This window comes from Afifella sp. IM 167 (genome assembly GCF_020144925.1).
GTDB lineage: Bacteria > Pseudomonadota > Alphaproteobacteria > Rhizobiales > Afifellaceae > Afifella.
In genome coordinates, this window is record NZ_NSLC01000013.1 from 57,896 (window position 1) to 74,384 (window position 16,489).

Genomic DNA, 16,489 nt, shown 5'->3' on the forward strand with positions numbered 1-16,489 from the left:
AAAGGCGGCCGAGGCCGCCTTTGATCGATGCTGTTGCGCCTTTGCGACGATCAGCTGCCGGCGCCGCCGACGACCGTGACGGCGCGCCGGTTCTGGTTCCAGCAGGAGACGTCGTCGCAGACCGCGACCGGGCGCTCCTTGCCGTAGGAGATCGTGCGCATGCGCGAAGGATTGACGCCGCGCGAGGCGAGGTAGTCCCGCGTCGCCGCCGCGCGCCGTGCCCCGAGCGCGAGGTTGTATTCGCGCGTACCGCGCTCGTCGGCGTGGCCTTCGACCGTGACCGGATAGTTCGGATACTGCCCGAGCCAGGCCGCCTGACGGTCGAGGGTCGCCATCGCCTCCGGCGTCAGCGAGGAGGAATCGACGGTGAAGAAGACGCGGTCGCCGACATTGACCTGGAAGTCCTGCGGGCTTCCGGGCGTCGCCGCTCCGGCGCCGCCGGCGAGATCGAGCGCCTTCTGCTGATTGGCGCAGCCACCGGCGGTGAGAAGCGCCACCGTGCCGAGCGCGATGAGAAGGACGCGAATGTTCAGGCGAAAGGTCATCGCCGCAAGCTCCTGGATTGAGACCATCCGGGTTCAATACCCGGTTAGGGTTAAGCCGGGGTCAAGATCCTTGGTTAACGAGCGATGAATCGCCTGTGCGGCATGTTGCGCCGCAAAACCCTTCCCCGATGGCAGCGATGGGGGCCGAATGCGGCGGAAGCTTGGCGCGATGCCGGCTTTCGGGCGTCCGTTCCCCGAAGAGATGCCGCGCCATCCCGGAGCCGCGCTCAGCGGGCAACGATGATGATCTCGGCGCTGTCGGTCTTGAAGGGCGCCCCATCCCAGTCGCCATAGACCGCGATATCGCCAAAGCCCGCCTCGCCCAGCTTCTTTTCCAGTGCCTCGCGGCTGGAAAAGCGCAGCGCGCTCTGCGCGATCACCTCTTCCTCGCCGGGAAACCGGGCATGCGTGCGGTAGGTGACGATCTCGTCCTCCACATCGACGAGCGAGAGGTAGGTCTCGACCGCCACCCCGCCATTCGGACGCAACAGCCGCCGGCTGCGCCCCGGCGTCCAGCGCCGCCAGGCCTCGGCGCGCGGATTGCGGCTCTCGAAGGCGAAGCGGCCGCCCTCGGCGAGCTTTTCGCGCACCGCCGCAAGGTTGGCCGCGATCACCGCGTCATCGAGAAGACACTGGAAGGCGTGACCGGCCATGATGACGAGATCGAAGGGCCCGGCCTCGGCAAGAGCGAGCGCATCGCCCTCGATCCAGGTGACCCGCCCGGCGCCGGCGCCTTCCTGCGCGATCTCCAGCATCGCCGCCGCCGGATCGGCCGCCGTCACCCGGTGCCCGCGCCGCGCCAGCGAGCGTGCCAGCGTGCCGGTGCCGCAACCGAGGTCGAGGATTGAGCAGGGCTCGGAGCCGGCGAGCCTGAGATAAAAGCGCGTATCCTCGCCCGGCGGGTTGAGGAGGTCGTAGAGCGAGGCAAGGCGCGGATCGAGATAGGGATCCATGAAAGGCCCGGAGCTGGAAGCGGGCCCGGCCCTGGAAGGCGCGGGCGAGAAGGTCAGTCGAGCAGCGGGCTCCAGGCCGGGTCGGAGGCGAAGTTCGGCGTCGGCACGACCTGCTCGTTGTAGCCGGTGATATCGACCGAGAAGAGCTGCGGGCCGCCGCCGGCGCCCTGCTGGTCGCGGAAGAACATCAGGACGCGCCCGTTGGGCGCCCAGGTCGGGCCCTCGTTATGGAAGCCTTCCGTGATGATGCGCTCGCCCGATCCGTCCGGCGCCATGACGCCGATGGCGAAGCGCCCGCCCTCCTGCTTGGTAAAGGCGATGGAATCGCCGCGCGGCGACCAGACCGGCGTCGCATAGCGGCCCTGGCCGAAGGAGATGCGCTGCGCCTGCCCGCCTTCCGCGCTCATCACATAGAGCTGCTGGGTGCCGCCGCGGTCCGATTCGAACACGATCCGCCGACCGTCCGGCGAGAAGGAGGGCGCTGTGTCGATCGACGGCGAATCGGTGAGCCGCGTCATCTGCCGGCTGCGCAGGTCGAGCGAATAGATGTTGGAATTACCGGCCTGGGCGAGCGACATCACCACCTTCTGCCCGTCCGGCGAGAACCGCGGCGAGAAGGTCATATTGGAGAAATTGCCGATCTTCTCGCGCTGCCCGTTCTCCGTGTTGAGGAGATATACCTGCCACTGGTCGCCGGAGAGCGCCGCATAGGTGATCTCCTGGCGCGAGGGCGAAAAGCGCGGCGTGAGCACGAGGTCGGAGCCGTTGGTCAGATAGCGGATATTGGCGCCGTCCTGATCCATCAGCGCCAGCCGCTTCACCCGCGCATCCTTCGGCCCCGATTCGTCGACGAACACGATGCGGGTGTCGAAATAGCCCTTCTCGCCGGTCAGCCGCTCGTAGATGGCGTCGGCGATGATGTGGGCGACGCGCCGCCAGTTGTCCTGGCTGGCGACGAATTGCTGGCCGGTGAGCTGCTGGCCCGCGAAGATGTCCCACAGGCGGAATTCGGCCTGCACGCGCCCGTCCGGCGTCGGACCGACCTGACCGGAGACGAGCGCCTGCGCGTTCAGCGGGCGCCAGTTGGCGAAGTTCGGCGTCACGCTCGGCGGAATCACCGGCTCGATGAAGGCGGCCGGATCGACCGGCGCGAACAGCCCGGAGCGCTTCAGGTCCGCCGTGATCACCTCCGAGATGTTGCGCGACAGCTCCTCCACCTGGCCGCTCATGCCGACGAAGGGCGGAATCGCGATCGGCATCGGCTGGATGGTGCCGCGCGTGATGTCGACGCGAAGCTGGGCGCTGGCGCTGCCGGCGAGCGCCATCAGCGAAAGCGCCACGGCAGCAAGGAACGGCAGGCTTCGGCCCGTCGGGCGGAAAGGAAAAGGCATGGGCAAATGGGCTCCGTGAAATCTTATCCGCCGAGCATCTCGCTCGGGTCGAAAGTGAACTCGATCTCCCGCCACAAAGAGTATTTTTCCGGCGGAAGCATGTCATAGGGCGCGCACAGCTGCACGGCCCGGATGGCGCTCTCCGCCGCAATGGTGGAGAGCGGATCGAAGCCGACGCCGACGGGATGGGGCGGTGCGGCGAGCCGGCCGTCCGGCTGCAGGCTGATCGAGATCGTGACGCGCAGGTTGCCCGCCTCGCGCACTCCGATCGGCGGGTTCCAGCACTGGTAGAGGCGGGCCTTCAGCGCCTCGATCTCGCTTTGCGTCATGGCCGCTTCCGCCGAGCCCTCGCGGGCGCCGAAGGTCTGCGGCTCGGGCGCGGGATTGGGATCTCCGCCGCCGCGCGGCTCCTGCTTGTTGAGAAGCGCGGAAATATCGTCCGGCCGGAAGTCGCGCTTCTTTTCCGGCGCCTGCGCGCTCGCGCTCTGCTCGCGTGCCGGCGTCTCGGCGGGCTTGGGCGGGCGGATGTCCTTGGGCGGCGTCGGCCGCCTCTGGGGAAGGCTTTCCGGCGCGGGGGCCTCGGTGGTGGCGGCAGCCTCAGGCGCCTTTTCCGGCTGCGGCTCGGGCTTGGGCGCGGGTTCGGGCTCCGGCTCGGGCGCCACGGCCGCGACCTCTTCCTCGACCGGCTTCGGCTCGGGGGCCGGAGCGGGCGCGGGCGCCGGTTCCGACGTCGCCTCGACGGGCTTTTCCGCCGGCTTTTCGGCGGGTTTGGGCTCCGGCAGGTCGGCCATGACCTGCGGCTTGGGCTGGGGCTTTTCTTCCGGTTTCGGCTCGGCCTTCTTGGAGCCGGCGCGCAGATCCGTCACTTCCGCGATCGGAACGAGATCGACCGGCAGCGCCTCGATGTCGTCGACGGTGAAGGGCTTCGCGTCCGGGAACGCGAAGAAGCAAAGCGAGATCAGCGCCAGGTGGCCGGCAAATGAGACGCCGAGACCGACACGCATCACTACCCGTCAGTCTCTTCGAGGGTGACGAGCCCGATCCGCCGGTAGCCGGCGGCGTTGAGACGGCCCATCACGCGCATGATGGTGCCGTAATCGGCCTCGCGATCCCCGCGCACATAGATGCGCTCGTTGAGGCCGTTCTTGGCGATGGCCTGAAGCGTGGCGACGAGCTTGTCCGGCGTCACCTCTTCCTCCTGCAGGAAGATCTTTCCATCGGCCGCCACCGAAACGGTCAGAGGTTCGGTATCGGCGTTGAGCGCCTTGGCCTGCGTCTCCGGCAGGTCGATCGGCACGCCGACGGTCAGAAGCGGTGCGGCCACCATGAAGATGATGAGCAGCACCAGCATGACGTCAACCATCGGCGTGACGTTGATCTCGGCGACCGGCGCATGGCGGCGGCGCACGCGGTGCCGCCCGCCCCGTGCCGGTGCGATCATCCCGGCACCCATCAGGCAGACCTCCGCTCGTCGATCTGGCGCGAAAGGATGGCCGCGAATTCGTCGGAGAAGCCCTCCATGCGGGTGGACAGGCGCGACACCTGGCTGGCGAACTTGTTGTAGAACATCACCGCCGGGATGGCGGCGAGAAGCCCGAAGGCCGTGGCCAGCAGCGCCTCGGCGATGCCCGGCGCCACGACGGCGAGGTTGGTGTTCTTCGAGGCGGCGATCGCCTGGAAGGAATTCATGATGCCCCAGACCGTGCCGAAAAGGCCGATGAAGGGGGCGGACGAGCCGACGGTGGCCAGAACGAGCAGCCGGCGCTCCAGCCGGTCGACCTCGCGCGCAAGCGTCACGTCCATCACCCGGTCGATGCGCTGGCCGAGCCCGGCGAGCGATTTCGCCCCGCCCTCATAGGTGCGCTTCCATTCCTTCATGGCGGCGATGAAGAGCGCCGCCATGCCGTGCGCCTCGCGGGCGGAGACCTGGGTATAGAGGTTTTCCAGCGAGGCGCCGGACCAGAAGGTCTCCTCGAAGCGGTCGAGCTGGCGCTTCATCCGGTTATAGAGCAGCGTCTTGTCGACGATGATCGCCCAGCACCAGATCGACGCGCCGATCAGCCCGAGCATGACGATCTTCACAACGATATGTGCTTCCCAGAAAAGGGATAGCAGGGAAAAGCTACCCGCCGGAGCGGCGAGCGCTGTCTGGGCAATTGGATCCATGGGATGAGATCGCTCTTTTTCGATCTCGGCGGCTCTTGACCGCCGAATGTGACAAAAGCGCGGCTTTTCGGAGCCTGGCGCCGAAGAAACCGGCCGCTCTCATGAGAGATCAACGGGGTTAACGAAACGTTACCCGAAATCAAGAGGAAAGCGTTGCCATAAAAGACTCGCAAAGTGACGGAACACACTGATGTGCCGAGCGTTAACGGCGAGAAAAGGCAGGCGCGACCCAGCGCCGGTTTGCTCAGAGGACACGATGCACGCTTTCGACGCCGATCTTGGCGACACCGGCTCCGGCCTCACCGACAGGATGGTGGTGGCCGCTCTCGTGGGAGGACTTTTCCTGCTCGCGATCGCAGGCTTCGCGGCCTGAGGACCTATCTTTCGTCGAATGCTTTCCTGACGGCTTCCGGCAGGCGCTGCCTTTAGTCGAATGCTTTCCTGACGGCCTCCGGCAGGCGCTGCGCGCGCCCGCCGGGGCCGATCAAAGCAGCCTCCACGGAGGCTTCCACCAGCCGCTCCCCATCCCGCAAAAGCTCCTGATGCAGGACGATTCGCGCCCCGCCGACCTTACGCGGGCGCGTCTTCACCGCAACAATGTCGTCGATCCGCGCGGGTCTTTCGAACTCGATCGTCATCCGCCGCACGGCGAAGGCGAGCCCGTCCTTCGCCAGTTCGCGGTGGTGAACGCCGAGCAGCCGCAGATAGTCGGAGCGCCCGCGCTCCAGAAAATGCAGGTATCGGGCATGGTAGACGAGGCCGGAAAAATCCGTGTCCTCGAAATAGACGCGCTGGAAGAGGACATGCCCGCCCTCCTCTAATTGTCCGGCAAGCCCGGCCGGCGCCTCACACATCGTCGCCACCGGCAAACAGGCCCATCTGGGAGATCCGGTCCGGCTCCGGACCGGCGAGCCCGAGATGGGCGAAGGCCTTGGGGGTGAGCAGGCGGCCGCGCGGCGTCCTTTGCACGAACCCCTTCTGGATGAGAAACGGCTCGACGATGTCCTCGATGGCATCCCGCGGCTCCGACAGCGCCGCCGAAATCGTCTCGATGCCGACCGGCCCACCGCCGAAATTCTCCGCGATCATGGAAAGATAGCGCCGGTCGAGCGAATCGAGCCCCGCCGCGTCCACCTCCAGGGCCAGGAGCGCCTTGTCGGCAAGGCTCCTTTCGATGCGGGTCGCGCCATCGACGGCGGCGAAGTCGCGCACACGGCGGAGGAGCCGTCCCGCGACCCGGGGCGTGCCGCGCGCGCGCCGCGCGATTTCCACCGCCCCGTCGTCGGAGATCGGCGCGCCGAGAATGCGCGCGCCGCGCCGCACGATCCGTTCCAGCTCCTCGTCGGTATAAAATTCCAGGCGGACCGGAATGCCGAAACGGTCGCGCAGCGGCGTCGTCAGCAGGCCGAGGCGCGTGGTGGCGCCGATGAGGGTGAAGGGCGCAAGATCGATCCGCACGGAGCGCGCCGCCGGCCCCTCGCCGATGATGAGGTCGAGCTCGAAATCCTCCATCGCCGGATAGAGAATCTCCTCCACCGCCGGGTTCAGCCGGTGGATCTCGTCGATGAAGAGCACGTCGCGCTCTTCCAGATTGGTCAGAAGCGCGGCGAGATCGCCTGCCTTGGCGATGACGGGCCCGGAGGTCGCCCTGAAATTGACGCCGAGCTCGCGCGCCACGATCTGGGCAAGCGTCGTCTTGCCGAGGCCGGGCGGGCCGACGAAGAGCACATGGTCGAGCGCCTCGCCGCGCGAGCGTGCCGCCTCGATGAAGATCTTGAGATTCGCGCGCGCCCTCTCCTGGCCGACGAAATCGGGCAGCGTCTCGGGACGGAAGGATGCGCCTTCGACGTCCTCCTCGCGCAGATCGCCCGAAATCACGCGGTCTTCGCTCATTGCGACAGCTCCCTGAGACCGAGCCGGATGAGCTTCGCCGTCTCGGCCCCCTCGCCCGCTTCACGCATCGCCTTGGCGATGGCCGCCGAGGCCTGGATCTGCGCATAGCCGAGATTGACGAGGGCGGAGACCGCATCGGCCGCCGGCTGCGGCGCCACCTTGTCGCCGAGCTCGGCCTGAAGGCGCGCCACCGCCGAATCGCTGCCGATCGCGCCGCTCAGCGCCGGCGCCTTGTCCTTGAGTTCCGCGCAGATCCGCCCCGCCACCTTCGGCCCGACGCCGGGGGCGCGTGCGATCATCGCCTTGTCCTGCAGGGCGATGGCCGAGGCGAGCTCGGAAGGTTTCAGCACGCCGAGAACTCCGAGCGCCATGCGCGTGCCCACGCCCTGCACGGAATTGAGGAGGCGGAACCATTCGCGTTCGTGGTCGGAGGCAAAGCCGAAAAGCCGGATCTGGTCTTCGCGCACATAGGTCTCGATCGCCACAGTCGCGGCCTCGCCCGGCGCCGGCAGCGCCTGCAGCGTCTGCGCCGAGCAATGAACGATGTAGCCGACGCCGCCGCAATCGACGATCACCCAATCGGGCCCGTAGGAATCGATGATGCCCTTCAGCTTGCCGATCATGCTTTGAAGCCTGCCGCGCCTGCGTTCCTGGGATTCATGGATGGGTATCCGGCGCGATGATCCTGAGGAGAGGAAAGTACTGCCGGTAGCGCTTCGGGTCCCGGGTCAAAAGGAAATACCCCCCGAAATCAGCATGCGCACCGATGTAGAAATCCGGCAACGGAGAGCGCCTGGCACCCCCTGCCTGCCGGTAGGAGAGAAAGGCCTGTCCGGCCGCGAAGGCGGCGTCGAAGGGAAGCGCCTCGCGCCGATAGATCGCGGAACTCATCGCGCGGTCGGCCTGTCGCTGGCTGGAAAAGCCGCAGGAGACCTCGGCATAGATGACCGGATTGATCACGAGGCCGCCCCGCCGGCGACGCTCGCGGAGTTGTGCCTGCGACCAGCCGGCCCAGTCGTGGTCCTCGTAGAGGACGTCGATCAGGACGTTGGTGTCGACCAGTGTGTCACTCATCCCCGCGCAGGAGCTCCATGAAGGCGTCCGTGCTCATGCCGAGGCGCATGCTGCCGCGCACCCGCTCCAGATAGGCGTCGAACTCCGGATCTTCCCCCTCTGCGGCCGTCGGCGGCCCGGCCCGGCGCAGGACGATCTCGTCTCCCCGCTCCGTGACTTCGAACTCCGCTCCCACGGCGATGTTGCGCCGGTCGCGGATCGCTTTCGGGATGGTGATCTGCCCCTTGGACGTCATCGTCGTCGAGCTTTTGCGCATTCTTACCTCGCACGGTAAGAATGGAACATTCCGCAAACAAACGCAAGCTGGTCCGCCTCACGCCCGGCGCAGGCGCGCGCCCTGGGTCTTGCTCGCCGCGGCCATCCTGGCGGCTGCCGCGGCCGCGCCGCGATGGTGCGCATGGCAGATGGCGATGGCGAGCGCGTCGGCCGCGTCATCCGTGTCGAAGCTCGCCCGCGGCAGGAGTACCGAGACCATGAGCCGGATCTGCGCCTTGTCGGCATGGCCGGCGCCGACGACGGATTTTTTCACGAGGTTCGGCGCGTATTCGGCGACCGGAAGCCCTGCCCGCGCCGGCACCAGAAGGGCGATGCCGCGCGCCTGGCCGAGCTTCAGGGTGGCGCTCGCATCGCGGTTGACGAAGGTGTGCTCCACCGCCGCCTCGGCCGGCGCGTAGCTCGAGATCACCTCGGCGAGCCCGTCATGCAGCTCGGCGAGCCGCTCCGCCAGCGAAAGGCTCTCGCTGGAGCGCACCGTGCCGGAGGCGAGAAAGGAAAGGCGCGGGCCCTCGCATTCCACCACGCCCCAGCCGGTGCGGCGGAGGCCGGGATCGATCCCGAGGATGCGAATCGGCTGGCGCATGCGCCGAGCCTATGTCGCCGGCCGGCCGCTGGCGAGCATTGCCATGGGCGGCCGCATGGGAGGTCGGCCCTTCACCCGCCGCCTTTCATGGGCGGGAGTGCCGGGGCGGGCTGCCATGCTCTTCCGCCATCCGGCGCAGGAAATCGCGGAGCGTCTTGCCCGGCTCTTCGCGGAAAGCGTCGCCGCATTCCTCGAGGCGTGTGATCCGGTCGACGCGGAAATTGCGGAAGTCGCCGCGCATCTCGCACCAGGCGGCGAGCGTCCAGACTTTGCCCCAATGGTAAAGGCCGAGCGGGCGAAGGTCCCGGGCGCTGCTCTCGCCGCCGAGCGCCTCGTAGACGACATGCACCCTCAGCCGCTCGCGGATGCACCGATCGAGCCGGTCGAAGGTCTCGCGCACCTCGCCGCCGAGCCCCGGCGCCATGGCGAAGAGGCCGGTCCCGGCCAGCTCGCGCCTCTCCTTCTCCGGCAGCACCGCCTCGATCTTCACGAGAGCCTCCTCGGCCGCGAGCGCGAGATCGGCCCCCGTCCAGGCCTTCACGAAACGCGCCCCGAGCATCAGGGCCGCCAGCTCCTCGCGTGTGAACATGAGCGGCGGCAGGTCGAAGCCGGAGCGCATCAGGTAGCCGACGCCGGCTTCCCCCTCGATCGGCACGCCCGTGCCGATGAGGTCGGCCATGTCGCGGTAGATGGTGCGCTCGGAGACCTCGAGCTTTTCGGCCAGTCTGCGCGCGGTGACGAGCCGGCCGCCTCTCAGCTGCTGGACGATCTGGAAGAGGCGGTCGGCCCGGCGCATCCCTCTACCGCGCAAAAAGCCCGAAGCGGGTCCCGTCCGGATCCGTGCAATAGGCGAACCGCCCCTCGGGGATCGTCTGGATCTCCGAGGCGACGGCGCCGCCATGCGCCTTCACCCGCTCCAGCGCCTCCTCCAGCGGCGAAGGGGCGTTGAGATGGATGACCGGCGAGCCTGCCCCCACCTCGGGTGCCTGATAGAGATTGCCGCCCATGCCGCCGTCATGCGCAAAGACGGCGATGTCCTCCCCGCCCATCGTCATACGGCTGAGCGGCGTGCCGAGGACCTCGCCGAAGAAAGCGGCGCTCCTGTCGAGATCCGTTACCGCCATCTCGAACCATTCGGCCGCGTTCCGGGCCGTCTCGCTATTGCTCATATCGCTTCTCCCGCAAGTTGTTTGCAGGAGGATGATTGGCACACCCCTCCTGACAGCCTTCCGTCAGGAGCCTCGATCCTCTCGAACGGGGACCGTGTAGTTGAGCGGCAGCCGCCCGCCGTCGACATAGACGGTCTGGCCGGTCATGTAGCTGGCATCCTTCGAGGCGAGGAAGGCGGCGACGCCGGCGATCTCCGAGGGCTGTCCGATCCGCCCGAGCGGCGTGCGCGAGAGCATCCGGTTCTTTGCCGCCTCGTCGTCGGCGACCGCCGCCAGAAGGTCCGTCATGATGGACCCGGGCCCGATGGCGTTGACGCGGATGCCGTGCGGGGCGAGCGACAGCGCCATCACCTTGGTCAGCTGGTTCACGCCGCCCTTGGAGACCGTGTAGGCGACCTGGCTGGCGATCGCGAAGACCGCGTTCACCGAGCTCATGTTGATGATGCAGCCCGGCGTGCCGCCGTTCTCGATCTGCTTGACCATGCGCTTGGCGACGGCCTGCCCGACCAGGAAGGAGCCCTTCAGGTTGACGGAAAGGACGCGATCGAAATCCTCTTCCGTCACCTCCAGAAACTCCGCCTTGTGCACGATGCCGGCATTGTTGACGAGGATGTCGATGTCGCCGAAGGCGTCCACCGTCGTCGCCAGGAGATTGCGTACCGAAAGCCGCTCGGCGACGTCGCAATGCACGAAGCGCACCTCGCCGAGCGATTCCAGCCTCTCGGCCGCGGAATTGCCGGCCTCGTCGTCGATGTCGGCGATCACCACCCGCGCGCCGTCGCTGACGAAGCGCTCGGCGACGGCAAGGCCGATCCCGCTCGCACCGCCCGTGACGATCGCGACTTTGTTTTCAAGTGCCATGCTGCCTGCCTCCTGCGGGCGGACACTGCGTCCGGCCGCGGGGCCGGGTCAATCCCTTGGCGCCCGCATCACCCGTTGCCGATGAAGCCGGGATAGAGCGCCATGCCGCCATCGGCGAAGAGCGCGTGGCCGTGCACGTAGTCGGCGTCGTCGGAGACCAGCCAGACGATGGCGCGGGCGATGTCCTGCGGATCGCCGATCCGCCCGTAGGGGATGAGCGCGCGGATTTCATCCGCCCCCTTTTCCCGCGCCTCGGCGTTGATCGCCGTCGCGATCGCCCCCGGCGCGACGGAGTTCACCCGGATCTTCAGCTTGCCGACCTCCTGGGCGATCGACTGCATCAGCATGGAGATGCCGCCCTTGGAGGCGGCGTAGTTCGTCCGCCCCGCCCAGGGGATGCGCTGGTGGACCGAGGAATTGAAGACGATCTTGCCGAGCGCCCGGCTGACATCCGGCCGCAGGCCCCGTTTCTGGAAGCGCCGCACCGCCTCGCGGGCGACGAGAAAGGCGCCGGTGAGATTGGTGTCGATCACCCTCTGCCAGTCGGAGAGCTCCATCTCGGCGAAGGCGCTGTCGCGCTGCAGCCCGGCGTTGGAGACGACGATGTCGGCAATGCCGAGCTCCGCCTCGCAGGTCTCGAAGAGCTTCACGACATCGCTCTCCGAGCTCACATCGCCCTGGCAGATGACCGCGCGCCGGCCGGTCGCCTCGATCTCGCCGCGCACCTTCGCCGCCGCCTCTTCCCCCGAATAATAATTGACGAGGATGTCGGCGCCCGCGCGGGCGAGCGCGATCGCCGTCGCCGCGCCGATACCCGAACTTCCCCCGGTGACGAGCGCGACCTGACCGGCGAGGGAGGGTCCGTTTGAGGCTGTGGTGCTGGTTGTCATGACGGCCGAACGCTAGGCGGCGAAGCGGGTTCCCTGATCTCCGTCGAGCGCGCGTTCCAGCCAGTGCGCCGCCGAGATCAGCGAAAGATGCGTCAGCCCTTGCGGGAAATTGCCGAGATGGCGGCCGGAGGGGCTCAGCTCCTCCGCGTAGAGACCGACCGTGTTGGCATAGGAGAGGAGCTTTTCGAACAGGAGCCGCGCCTTGGCGATCTCGCCGGTGCGCGCCAGCGCCTCCACATACCAGAAGGCGCAGGTGGTGAAGGCGCCCTCGCGGCCGGACAGGCCGTCGACGTCCTCCGCCCCCTCCGCCTCGTCGTCGTAGCGCAGCACCAGGCAGTCCTTCAGAAGCCGTTCCTCCACCGCGCGCATCGTCCTCAGCCAGTAGCGGTCGGACGGATTGATGAAGCGCACCAGGGGCATCAGAAGCACGGAGGCATCGACCGTCTTCGATCCCTTGTACTGGGTAAAGGCGCCGATCTCCTCGTCCCAGTACTCCTCCATGATGGACCGGTGAATCTCGTCGCGCTCGCGTCGCCACGCCTCGACCGGCCCCGGCAGCGAATGCTTCAGCGCCATGCGCACGGCCCGGTCGAAGGCGACCCAACACATCAGCCGCGAGGAAAGAAATTCCCGGCGCGGCCCGCGCACCTCCCAGATCCCCTCGTCGGGCTGGTCCCAGTTTTCCGTCAGCCATTCCAGCATGGCCACGAGCTGTCGCCACACCTCCTTCGAAGGCTGGCCGAGCGATTTCGCCGCCAGATAGATCGTGTCCATCATCTCGCCGTAGATGTCGAGCTGCAGCTGCTCGTAGGCGGCGTTGCCGATCCGCACGGGCTTGGAATCCTGCCACCCAGAAAGATGATCGAGCGACACCTCCGGCAGGCTGGAGCGGCCGTCCATCGCGTACATGATCTGCATGTCCGCCTCGCCCGATTCCTCGGTGCGATTGAGCAGGAAGGTCGTGAAGCGGTGCGCCTCCTCGTAGAAGTTGAGGCGCGAAAAGGCATAGACGGAGAAGGCCGCGTCCCGCACCCAGCAATAGCGGTAGTCCCAGTTGCGGCTGTGGCCCGGCACTTCCGGCAGTCCGAAGGTCACCGCCGCCGCAATCGAGCCGTGCTTCTGCGAGGAAAGCAGTTTCAGCACGAGAGCGGATCGCACGACGATCTCGCGCCAGCGGCTCGGATAGGTGCCCTTGGCCACCCAGTCGTGCCAGAAGCTGACGGTCGCCTTGAAGCTCTCGGTGACATAGTCCGCGTCGATATGCGGCACGTCCTTGCGTCCCGGGCAGAGGATAGCGAAGGCGTGCTCACCTTCCTTCAGCGTGAAGGTGGCCTCCGCCCCCGCCTCGCCCGCCGTGAGCGGCACGTCGCTGTAGAGGTAGAGGCTGCGCTCTCCGTCGGTGAACGCGACGCCGCCCTCGATCGCCTCCGCCTTCGGCAGGCTGCGCGCATAGTCGAAGCGCGGATCGCAGACGAGATTGAAGGCGATATCGCCCTGGATCGCCTTTGCCCGCCGCACGATCCGCCCCGAGCCGTCGAGCGGCATGAAGTCGGAGACTTCCGCAACGCTCTCGTCGCCCTGGAAGCGGGTGATGAGGACGTTGGTGTCGGGAAGATAGAGCTGGCGGCAGCGCAGATCCCCGTCGGTCGCGGCGAGCTTGAAGCGCCCGCCCTTTTCCCGGTCGAGAATCTCGGCAAACACGGTCGGGGAATCGAAATTGGGAGAACAGAAGAAGTCGATCGTGCCATCGAGAGCGACGAGCGCTGCCGTCTGCATGTCGCCGATCACGGCGTGGTCTTCGATGGGCGTGAAGGTGGAGGTCATGGCGGGCTCGTTGGCACGCAACAGCTAGGTCAGCCGCGCCCCGCGTCCAGTCCATGGAGAAGATGTAAGGTGCGCGCCGCCCCCGCGGCGCGCACCCGAAAGACCACTAGCGCGCCTGTGCGGCCCGCATCTGGTCGACATGGTCGACCACTTCCTGGATCTCGTCGAGGATGGCCGGGTCGTCGATCGTCGCCGGCATCTTGAATTCCTCGTGGTCGACGATCTGGCGCATCGTGGCCCTCAAAATCTTGCCCGAGCGCGTCTTCGGCAGGCGGTTCACCACATGCACGGTCTTGAAGGCAGCGACCGGCCCGATCTCCTCGCGCACCTTGCGGATGCACTCGGCCTGGATATCGGCGGGCTCGCGGTCCTTGCCGGCCTTGAGCACGACGAAGCCCATCGGCATCTGGCCCTTGAGGTCGTCATGGGCGCCGATGACGGCGCATTCGGCGACGTCCGGATGGCCGGAAAGCACCTCTTCCATGGCGCCGGTCGAAAGCCTGTGGCCCGCCACGTTGATGATGTCGTCGGTGCGGGCCATCACGTAGATGTAGCCCTCCTCGTCGATCATGCCGGCATCGGCCGTCTTGTAGTAGCCGGGGAACTCCAGGAGGTAGCTCTCCTTGAAGCGCTCGTCGGCATGCCAGAGCGTCGGCAGGCAGGCCGGCGGCAGCGGCAGCTTGACGACGATGTTGCCGAGCGTGCTGGCCGGCACTTCATGGCCGGCATCGTCGAGGATCTGCACGTCGTAGCCCGGCATCGCCACGGTCGGCGAGCCGTATTTCACCGGCAACAGGCCGAGCCCTGCGGGGTTGGCGGCGATCGCCCAGGCCGTCTCCGTCTGCCACCAATGGTCGATCACCGGCACGCCGAGCTTGTCTTCGGCCCACTGGATCGTGTCCGGATCGGCCCGCTCGCCGGCGAGGAAGAGCATGCGGAACTGGGAGAGGTCGTAGTCGCCGACCAGCTTGCCGTCCGGATCCTCCTTCTTGATGGCGCGGAAGGCCGTCGGCGCGGTGAACAGCGCGGAGACCTTGTGCTCCTCGATCACCCGCCAGAAAACGCCGGCATCGGGCGTTCCGACCGGCTTGCCCTCGAAGAGGATCGTCGTGCAGCCGTGCAGAAGGGGCGCGTAGACGATGTAGGAATGGCCGACGACCCAGCCGACATCGGAGGCGGCCCAGAAGACCTCGCCCGGATCCATGTCGTAGATCGCCTTCATCGACCATTTGAGGGCGACCATGTGGCCGCCATTGTCGCGCACCACGCCCTTCGGCCGGCCCGTCGTGCCGGAGGTGTAGAGGATGTAGAGCGGGTCCGTGGCGTCGAGCGGCTCTGGAGCGACCTTCGTGCCGAGGCTTTTCTCCTCGCCGACGAGGGCGGCGTAGTCGAAGTCGCGCCCCTCGATGAGGTCGCACGGCCCCTGCTCGCGCTGCAGCACCAGGCAGAATTCCGGCTGGTGCTGCGCCTGCTTCAGGGCCGAATCCAGGAGCGGCTTGTAGGCCACGACGCGCCCGGGCTCGATGCCGCAGGAGGCCGAGATGATCGCCTTGGGCGTGCAGTCGTTGACGCGGGTCGCAAGCTCGTTGGCGGCAAATCCGCCGAACACCACGGAGTGGATCGCCCCGAGCCGGGCGCAGGCGAGCATGGAGAACACCGCCTCCGGCACCATCGGCATATAGAGGATCACGCGGTCGCCCTTGCCGACGCCCTTTTTCTTCAGGACCGCGGCGAGCGCCTCGACCTCGGCGAGAAGCTCCGCATAGGTGATCTTGCGCTTGGAGCCGGTGATCGGGCTGTCGTAGATGATGGCGGGCTGTCCCGGCCTGCCGCGCTCCACATGCCGATCGACGCAATTGGCGCAGGTATTGGTCTTCCCGCCCGCGAACCACCTGCCGTAGATGCCCTCTTCCGCCTCGAATACCTTGGCGGGCGTCTCGATCCAGTCGATCTCCTCGGCGGCTTTCGCCCAGAAAGCTTCCGGGTCCGATTTCCAGGCTTCGTAGACCTCGTGATAGCGGCTCGTCATTTTTGAAGTCCTCCCGGCCGATGTCCTAGCTCGCCGGATGGCGCGGGACAATTGGCCGAGGGTCGATAGACGCACGCCGTCTATTGTCGCACCCCTCTTTCAGCCGAACGCGAAGCTAGCGCACGACGAAGACCGAGACGGCGCTGTGCGCGGCAAGATAGCCGGCATTGGAAGAAAAGACGTGGCTGAAGAAGCCCGGCACATGCGAGGCCATCACCACGAGGTCCGCCCCGGTCTCCTTCACCTGCCGTTCCAGCGTCTGGTCGAGATCGCGCGCCGGGTCGTGGCTCGCGACCGGCTTGGAGGTGAAGCCGGCGCCCCATTTCTCGCTCTGCCGGGCGGCGAAGGCCTGCAGCTTTTCGGCGTATTCGGCCGGGTCGTGCGCCACGGCGCTCGGCGCCGAGGTGGAGACGCCGAGGAGGACGACCTCGGCCCCGTACTGCTTGGAAAGGTCGCCCGCGAGCTGGAGCGCCTTGTCGAGCTTGTCGGCATGGGCGAGATCCGTCGGCACCATAATTTTCTTGAACATTTCCGCCTCCCTTTGTTGCGGCGTCGCTGCGAACGCGTCCTACGCCCCGCACCTCGGGCGAAAGGGGAGGCTGTCAAGCCGAAAGAGGCGCTGGACGGTTGGACGTTTCGTTTGCCGCGGCCCCTTCCCCCTCCTATATCTGGCTGCGCGCGGCTGCCCGGTTCGACAGGAGTCAAATCCCCGGGGCCTTATCGATCCTTAAGGGAGCTGTCCCTGGCCTGGCCCGTGGGCTCGGCCAAAACGGCGCCCACCTACTGTGTAGGTTTCCCGGGATCGAGCATTCCACCGGCTGCGGCGGCCGCGCGT

The 16,489-nt window shown here is 67.2% G+C and carries 19 protein-coding genes and 1 other RNA gene; 1 reads left to right on the forward strand and 19 read right to left on the reverse strand.

The features are described 5' to 3' along the window. Positions 1 to 50: 50 nt before the first annotated feature. From pal to CLD20_RS19180, 19 genes are all read right to left on the reverse strand, one after another. Positions 51 to 545, reverse strand: coding sequence for a peptidoglycan-associated lipoprotein Pal (pal, locus tag CLD20_RS19090; protein ID WP_224408266.1), 495 nt, complete (start codon positions 543 to 545; stop codon positions 51 to 53). Positions 546 to 772: 227 nt separating this feature from the next. Beyond that, entirely contained in the window at positions 773 to 1,498 is a 726-nt protein-coding gene (locus CLD20_RS19095; protein WP_224408267.1) for a bifunctional 2-polyprenyl-6-hydroxyphenol methylase/3-demethylubiquinol 3-O-methyltransferase UbiG, read from the reverse strand. Positions 1,499 to 1,551: 53 nt separating this feature from the next. Next, positions 1,552 to 2,889 carry a Tol-Pal system beta propeller repeat protein TolB gene (tolB, locus tag CLD20_RS19100; protein ID WP_224408268.1) on the reverse strand — a complete coding sequence of 446 codons (1,338 nt, stop codon included), beginning with the start codon at positions 2,887 to 2,889 and terminating at the stop codon, positions 1,552 to 1,554. A 23-nt stretch (positions 2,890 to 2,912) separates the two neighbouring features. Next, positions 2,913 to 3,893 carry a cell envelope biogenesis protein TolA gene (locus CLD20_RS19105; protein WP_224408269.1) on the reverse strand — a complete coding sequence of 327 codons (981 nt, stop codon included), beginning with the start codon at positions 3,891 to 3,893 and terminating at the stop codon, positions 2,913 to 2,915. A 2-nt stretch (positions 3,894 to 3,895) separates the two neighbouring features. Further along, positions 3,896 to 4,342: a protein TolR gene (gene tolR, locus CLD20_RS19110; protein WP_224408270.1), complete on the reverse strand. Its 447-nt coding sequence runs from the start codon at positions 4,340 to 4,342 to the stop codon at positions 3,896 to 3,898. After that, entirely contained in the window at positions 4,342 to 5,055 is a 714-nt protein-coding gene (gene tolQ / locus CLD20_RS19115) for a protein TolQ (protein ID WP_224408271.1), read from the reverse strand. The genes tolR and tolQ overlap by 1 nt, the downstream gene beginning before the upstream one ends. A 425-nt stretch (positions 5,056 to 5,480) precedes the next feature. Further along, on the reverse strand, positions 5,481 to 5,909 hold the full coding sequence (ybgC, locus tag CLD20_RS19120; protein ID WP_224408272.1) for a tol-pal system-associated acyl-CoA thioesterase: 429 nt from the start codon (positions 5,907 to 5,909) through the stop codon (positions 5,481 to 5,483). Next, a complete protein-coding gene (gene ruvB, locus CLD20_RS19125; RefSeq protein ID WP_224408273.1) occupies positions 5,902 to 6,948 on the reverse strand; it encodes a Holliday junction branch migration DNA helicase RuvB in 1,047 nt (348 codons plus the stop codon). Before ruvB ends, ybgC begins: the two co-directional genes overlap by 8 nt. After that, on the reverse strand, positions 6,945 to 7,571 hold the full coding sequence (gene ruvA / locus CLD20_RS19130; protein ID WP_224408274.1) for a Holliday junction branch migration protein RuvA: 627 nt from the start codon (positions 7,569 to 7,571) through the stop codon (positions 6,945 to 6,947). The genes ruvB and ruvA overlap by 4 nt, the downstream gene beginning before the upstream one ends. 34 nt (positions 7,572 to 7,605) lie before the next feature. Further along, on the reverse strand, positions 7,606 to 8,022 hold the full coding sequence (locus CLD20_RS19135; RefSeq protein WP_224408275.1) for a type II toxin-antitoxin system VapC family toxin: 417 nt from the start codon (positions 8,020 to 8,022) through the stop codon (positions 7,606 to 7,608). Further along, the gene (locus tag CLD20_RS19140; protein ID WP_224408276.1) at positions 8,015 to 8,278 is read right to left on the reverse strand and encodes an AbrB/MazE/SpoVT family DNA-binding domain-containing protein; all 264 of its coding nucleotides are present in this window, start codon (positions 8,276 to 8,278) and stop codon (positions 8,015 to 8,017) included. The genes CLD20_RS19135 and CLD20_RS19140 overlap by 8 nt, the downstream gene beginning before the upstream one ends. Before the next feature lie 57 nt (positions 8,279 to 8,335). Continuing rightward, the gene (ruvC, locus tag CLD20_RS19145) at positions 8,336 to 8,881 is read right to left on the reverse strand and encodes a crossover junction endodeoxyribonuclease RuvC (protein WP_224408277.1); all 546 of its coding nucleotides are present in this window, start codon (positions 8,879 to 8,881) and stop codon (positions 8,336 to 8,338) included. Positions 8,882 to 8,966: 85 nt separating this feature from the next. Continuing rightward, positions 8,967 to 9,677, reverse strand: coding sequence for a YafY family protein (locus tag CLD20_RS19150; protein ID WP_224408278.1), 711 nt, complete (start codon positions 9,675 to 9,677; stop codon positions 8,967 to 8,969). 4 nt (positions 9,678 to 9,681) lie between these two features. Then, the gene (locus tag CLD20_RS19155; protein ID WP_224408279.1) at positions 9,682 to 10,050 is read right to left on the reverse strand and encodes a VOC family protein; all 369 of its coding nucleotides are present in this window, start codon (positions 10,048 to 10,050) and stop codon (positions 9,682 to 9,684) included. A gap of 63 nt (positions 10,051 to 10,113) precedes the next feature. Then, positions 10,114 to 10,911, reverse strand: coding sequence for an SDR family NAD(P)-dependent oxidoreductase (locus CLD20_RS19160; RefSeq protein WP_224408280.1), 798 nt, complete (start codon positions 10,909 to 10,911; stop codon positions 10,114 to 10,116). Between the two features lie 68 nt (positions 10,912 to 10,979). Next, positions 10,980 to 11,801, reverse strand: a complete 822-nt coding sequence (locus CLD20_RS19165) for an SDR family oxidoreductase (RefSeq protein ID WP_224408281.1) — start codon at positions 11,799 to 11,801, stop codon at positions 10,980 to 10,982. A 12-nt stretch (positions 11,802 to 11,813) separates the two neighbouring features. Next, positions 11,814 to 13,625, reverse strand: a complete 1,812-nt coding sequence (locus CLD20_RS19170; protein ID WP_224408282.1) for a glycoside hydrolase family 15 protein — start codon at positions 13,623 to 13,625, stop codon at positions 11,814 to 11,816. A gap of 106 nt (positions 13,626 to 13,731) precedes the next feature. Continuing rightward, positions 13,732 to 15,654, reverse strand: a complete 1,923-nt coding sequence (locus tag CLD20_RS19175) for a propionyl-CoA synthetase (protein WP_224408283.1) — start codon at positions 15,652 to 15,654, stop codon at positions 13,732 to 13,734. Between the two features lie 115 nt (positions 15,655 to 15,769). Further along, entirely contained in the window at positions 15,770 to 16,183 is a 414-nt protein-coding gene (locus CLD20_RS19180) for a universal stress protein (RefSeq protein WP_224408284.1), read from the reverse strand. A gap of 147 nt (positions 16,184 to 16,330) precedes the next feature. Between CLD20_RS19180 and ssrS the strand changes: the two genes are divergently transcribed. Further along, a non-coding RNA gene (gene ssrS, locus CLD20_RS19185) (6S RNA) lies at positions 16,331 to 16,488 on the forward strand. Position 16,489: the final 1 nt, after the last annotated feature.

Bases quoted from the DNA above. Each gene is read 5' to 3' on its own strand.
- ruvC (WP_224408277.1), bottom strand. From the start codon at position 8,881: ATGCGCCAGCCGATTCGCATCCTCGGGATCGATCCCGGCCTCCGCCGC.
- CLD20_RS19175 (WP_224408283.1), bottom strand. From the start codon at position 15,654: ATGACGAGCCGCTATCACGAGGTCTACGAAGCCTGGAAATCGGACCCG.
- CLD20_RS19160 (WP_224408280.1), bottom strand. From the start codon at position 10,911: ATGGCACTTGAAAACAAAGTCGCGATCGTCACGGGCGGTGCGAGCGGG.
- CLD20_RS19165 (WP_224408281.1), bottom strand. From the start codon at position 11,801: ATGACAACCAGCACCACAGCCTCAAACGGACCCTCCCTCGCCGGTCAG.
- CLD20_RS19155 (WP_224408279.1), bottom strand. From the start codon at position 10,050: ATGAGCAATAGCGAGACGGCCCGGAACGCGGCCGAATGGTTCGAGATG.
- CLD20_RS19140 (WP_224408276.1), bottom strand. From the start codon at position 8,278: ATGCGCAAAAGCTCGACGACGATGACGTCCAAGGGGCAGATCACCATC.
- CLD20_RS19095 (WP_224408267.1), bottom strand. From the start codon at position 1,498: ATGGATCCCTATCTCGATCCGCGCCTTGCCTCGCTCTACGACCTCCTC.
- CLD20_RS19105 (WP_224408269.1), bottom strand. From the start codon at position 3,893: ATGCGTGTCGGTCTCGGCGTCTCATTTGCCGGCCACCTGGCGCTGATC.
- CLD20_RS19180 (WP_224408284.1), bottom strand. From the start codon at position 16,183: ATGTTCAAGAAAATTATGGTGCCGACGGATCTCGCCCATGCCGACAAG.
- ruvA (WP_224408274.1), bottom strand. From the start codon at position 7,571: ATGATCGGCAAGCTGAAGGGCATCATCGATTCCTACGGGCCCGATTGG.
- tolQ (WP_224408271.1), bottom strand. From the start codon at position 5,055: ATGGATCCAATTGCCCAGACAGCGCTCGCCGCTCCGGCGGGTAGCTTT.
- tolB (WP_224408268.1), bottom strand. From the start codon at position 2,889: ATGCCTTTTCCTTTCCGCCCGACGGGCCGAAGCCTGCCGTTCCTTGCT.
- ruvB (WP_224408273.1), bottom strand. From the start codon at position 6,948: ATGAGCGAAGACCGCGTGATTTCGGGCGATCTGCGCGAGGAGGACGTC.
- CLD20_RS19170 (WP_224408282.1), bottom strand. From the start codon at position 13,625: ATGACCTCCACCTTCACGCCCATCGAAGACCACGCCGTGATCGGCGAC.
- ybgC (WP_224408272.1), bottom strand. From the start codon at position 5,909: ATGTGTGAGGCGCCGGCCGGGCTTGCCGGACAATTAGAGGAGGGCGGG.
- CLD20_RS19150 (WP_224408278.1), bottom strand. From the start codon at position 9,677: ATGCGCCGGGCCGACCGCCTCTTCCAGATCGTCCAGCAGCTGAGAGGC.
- pal (WP_224408266.1), bottom strand. From the start codon at position 545: ATGACCTTTCGCCTGAACATTCGCGTCCTTCTCATCGCGCTCGGCACG.
- CLD20_RS19135 (WP_224408275.1), bottom strand. From the start codon at position 8,022: ATGAGTGACACACTGGTCGACACCAACGTCCTGATCGACGTCCTCTAC.
- tolR (WP_224408270.1), bottom strand. From the start codon at position 4,342: ATGGGTGCCGGGATGATCGCACCGGCACGGGGCGGGCGGCACCGCGTG.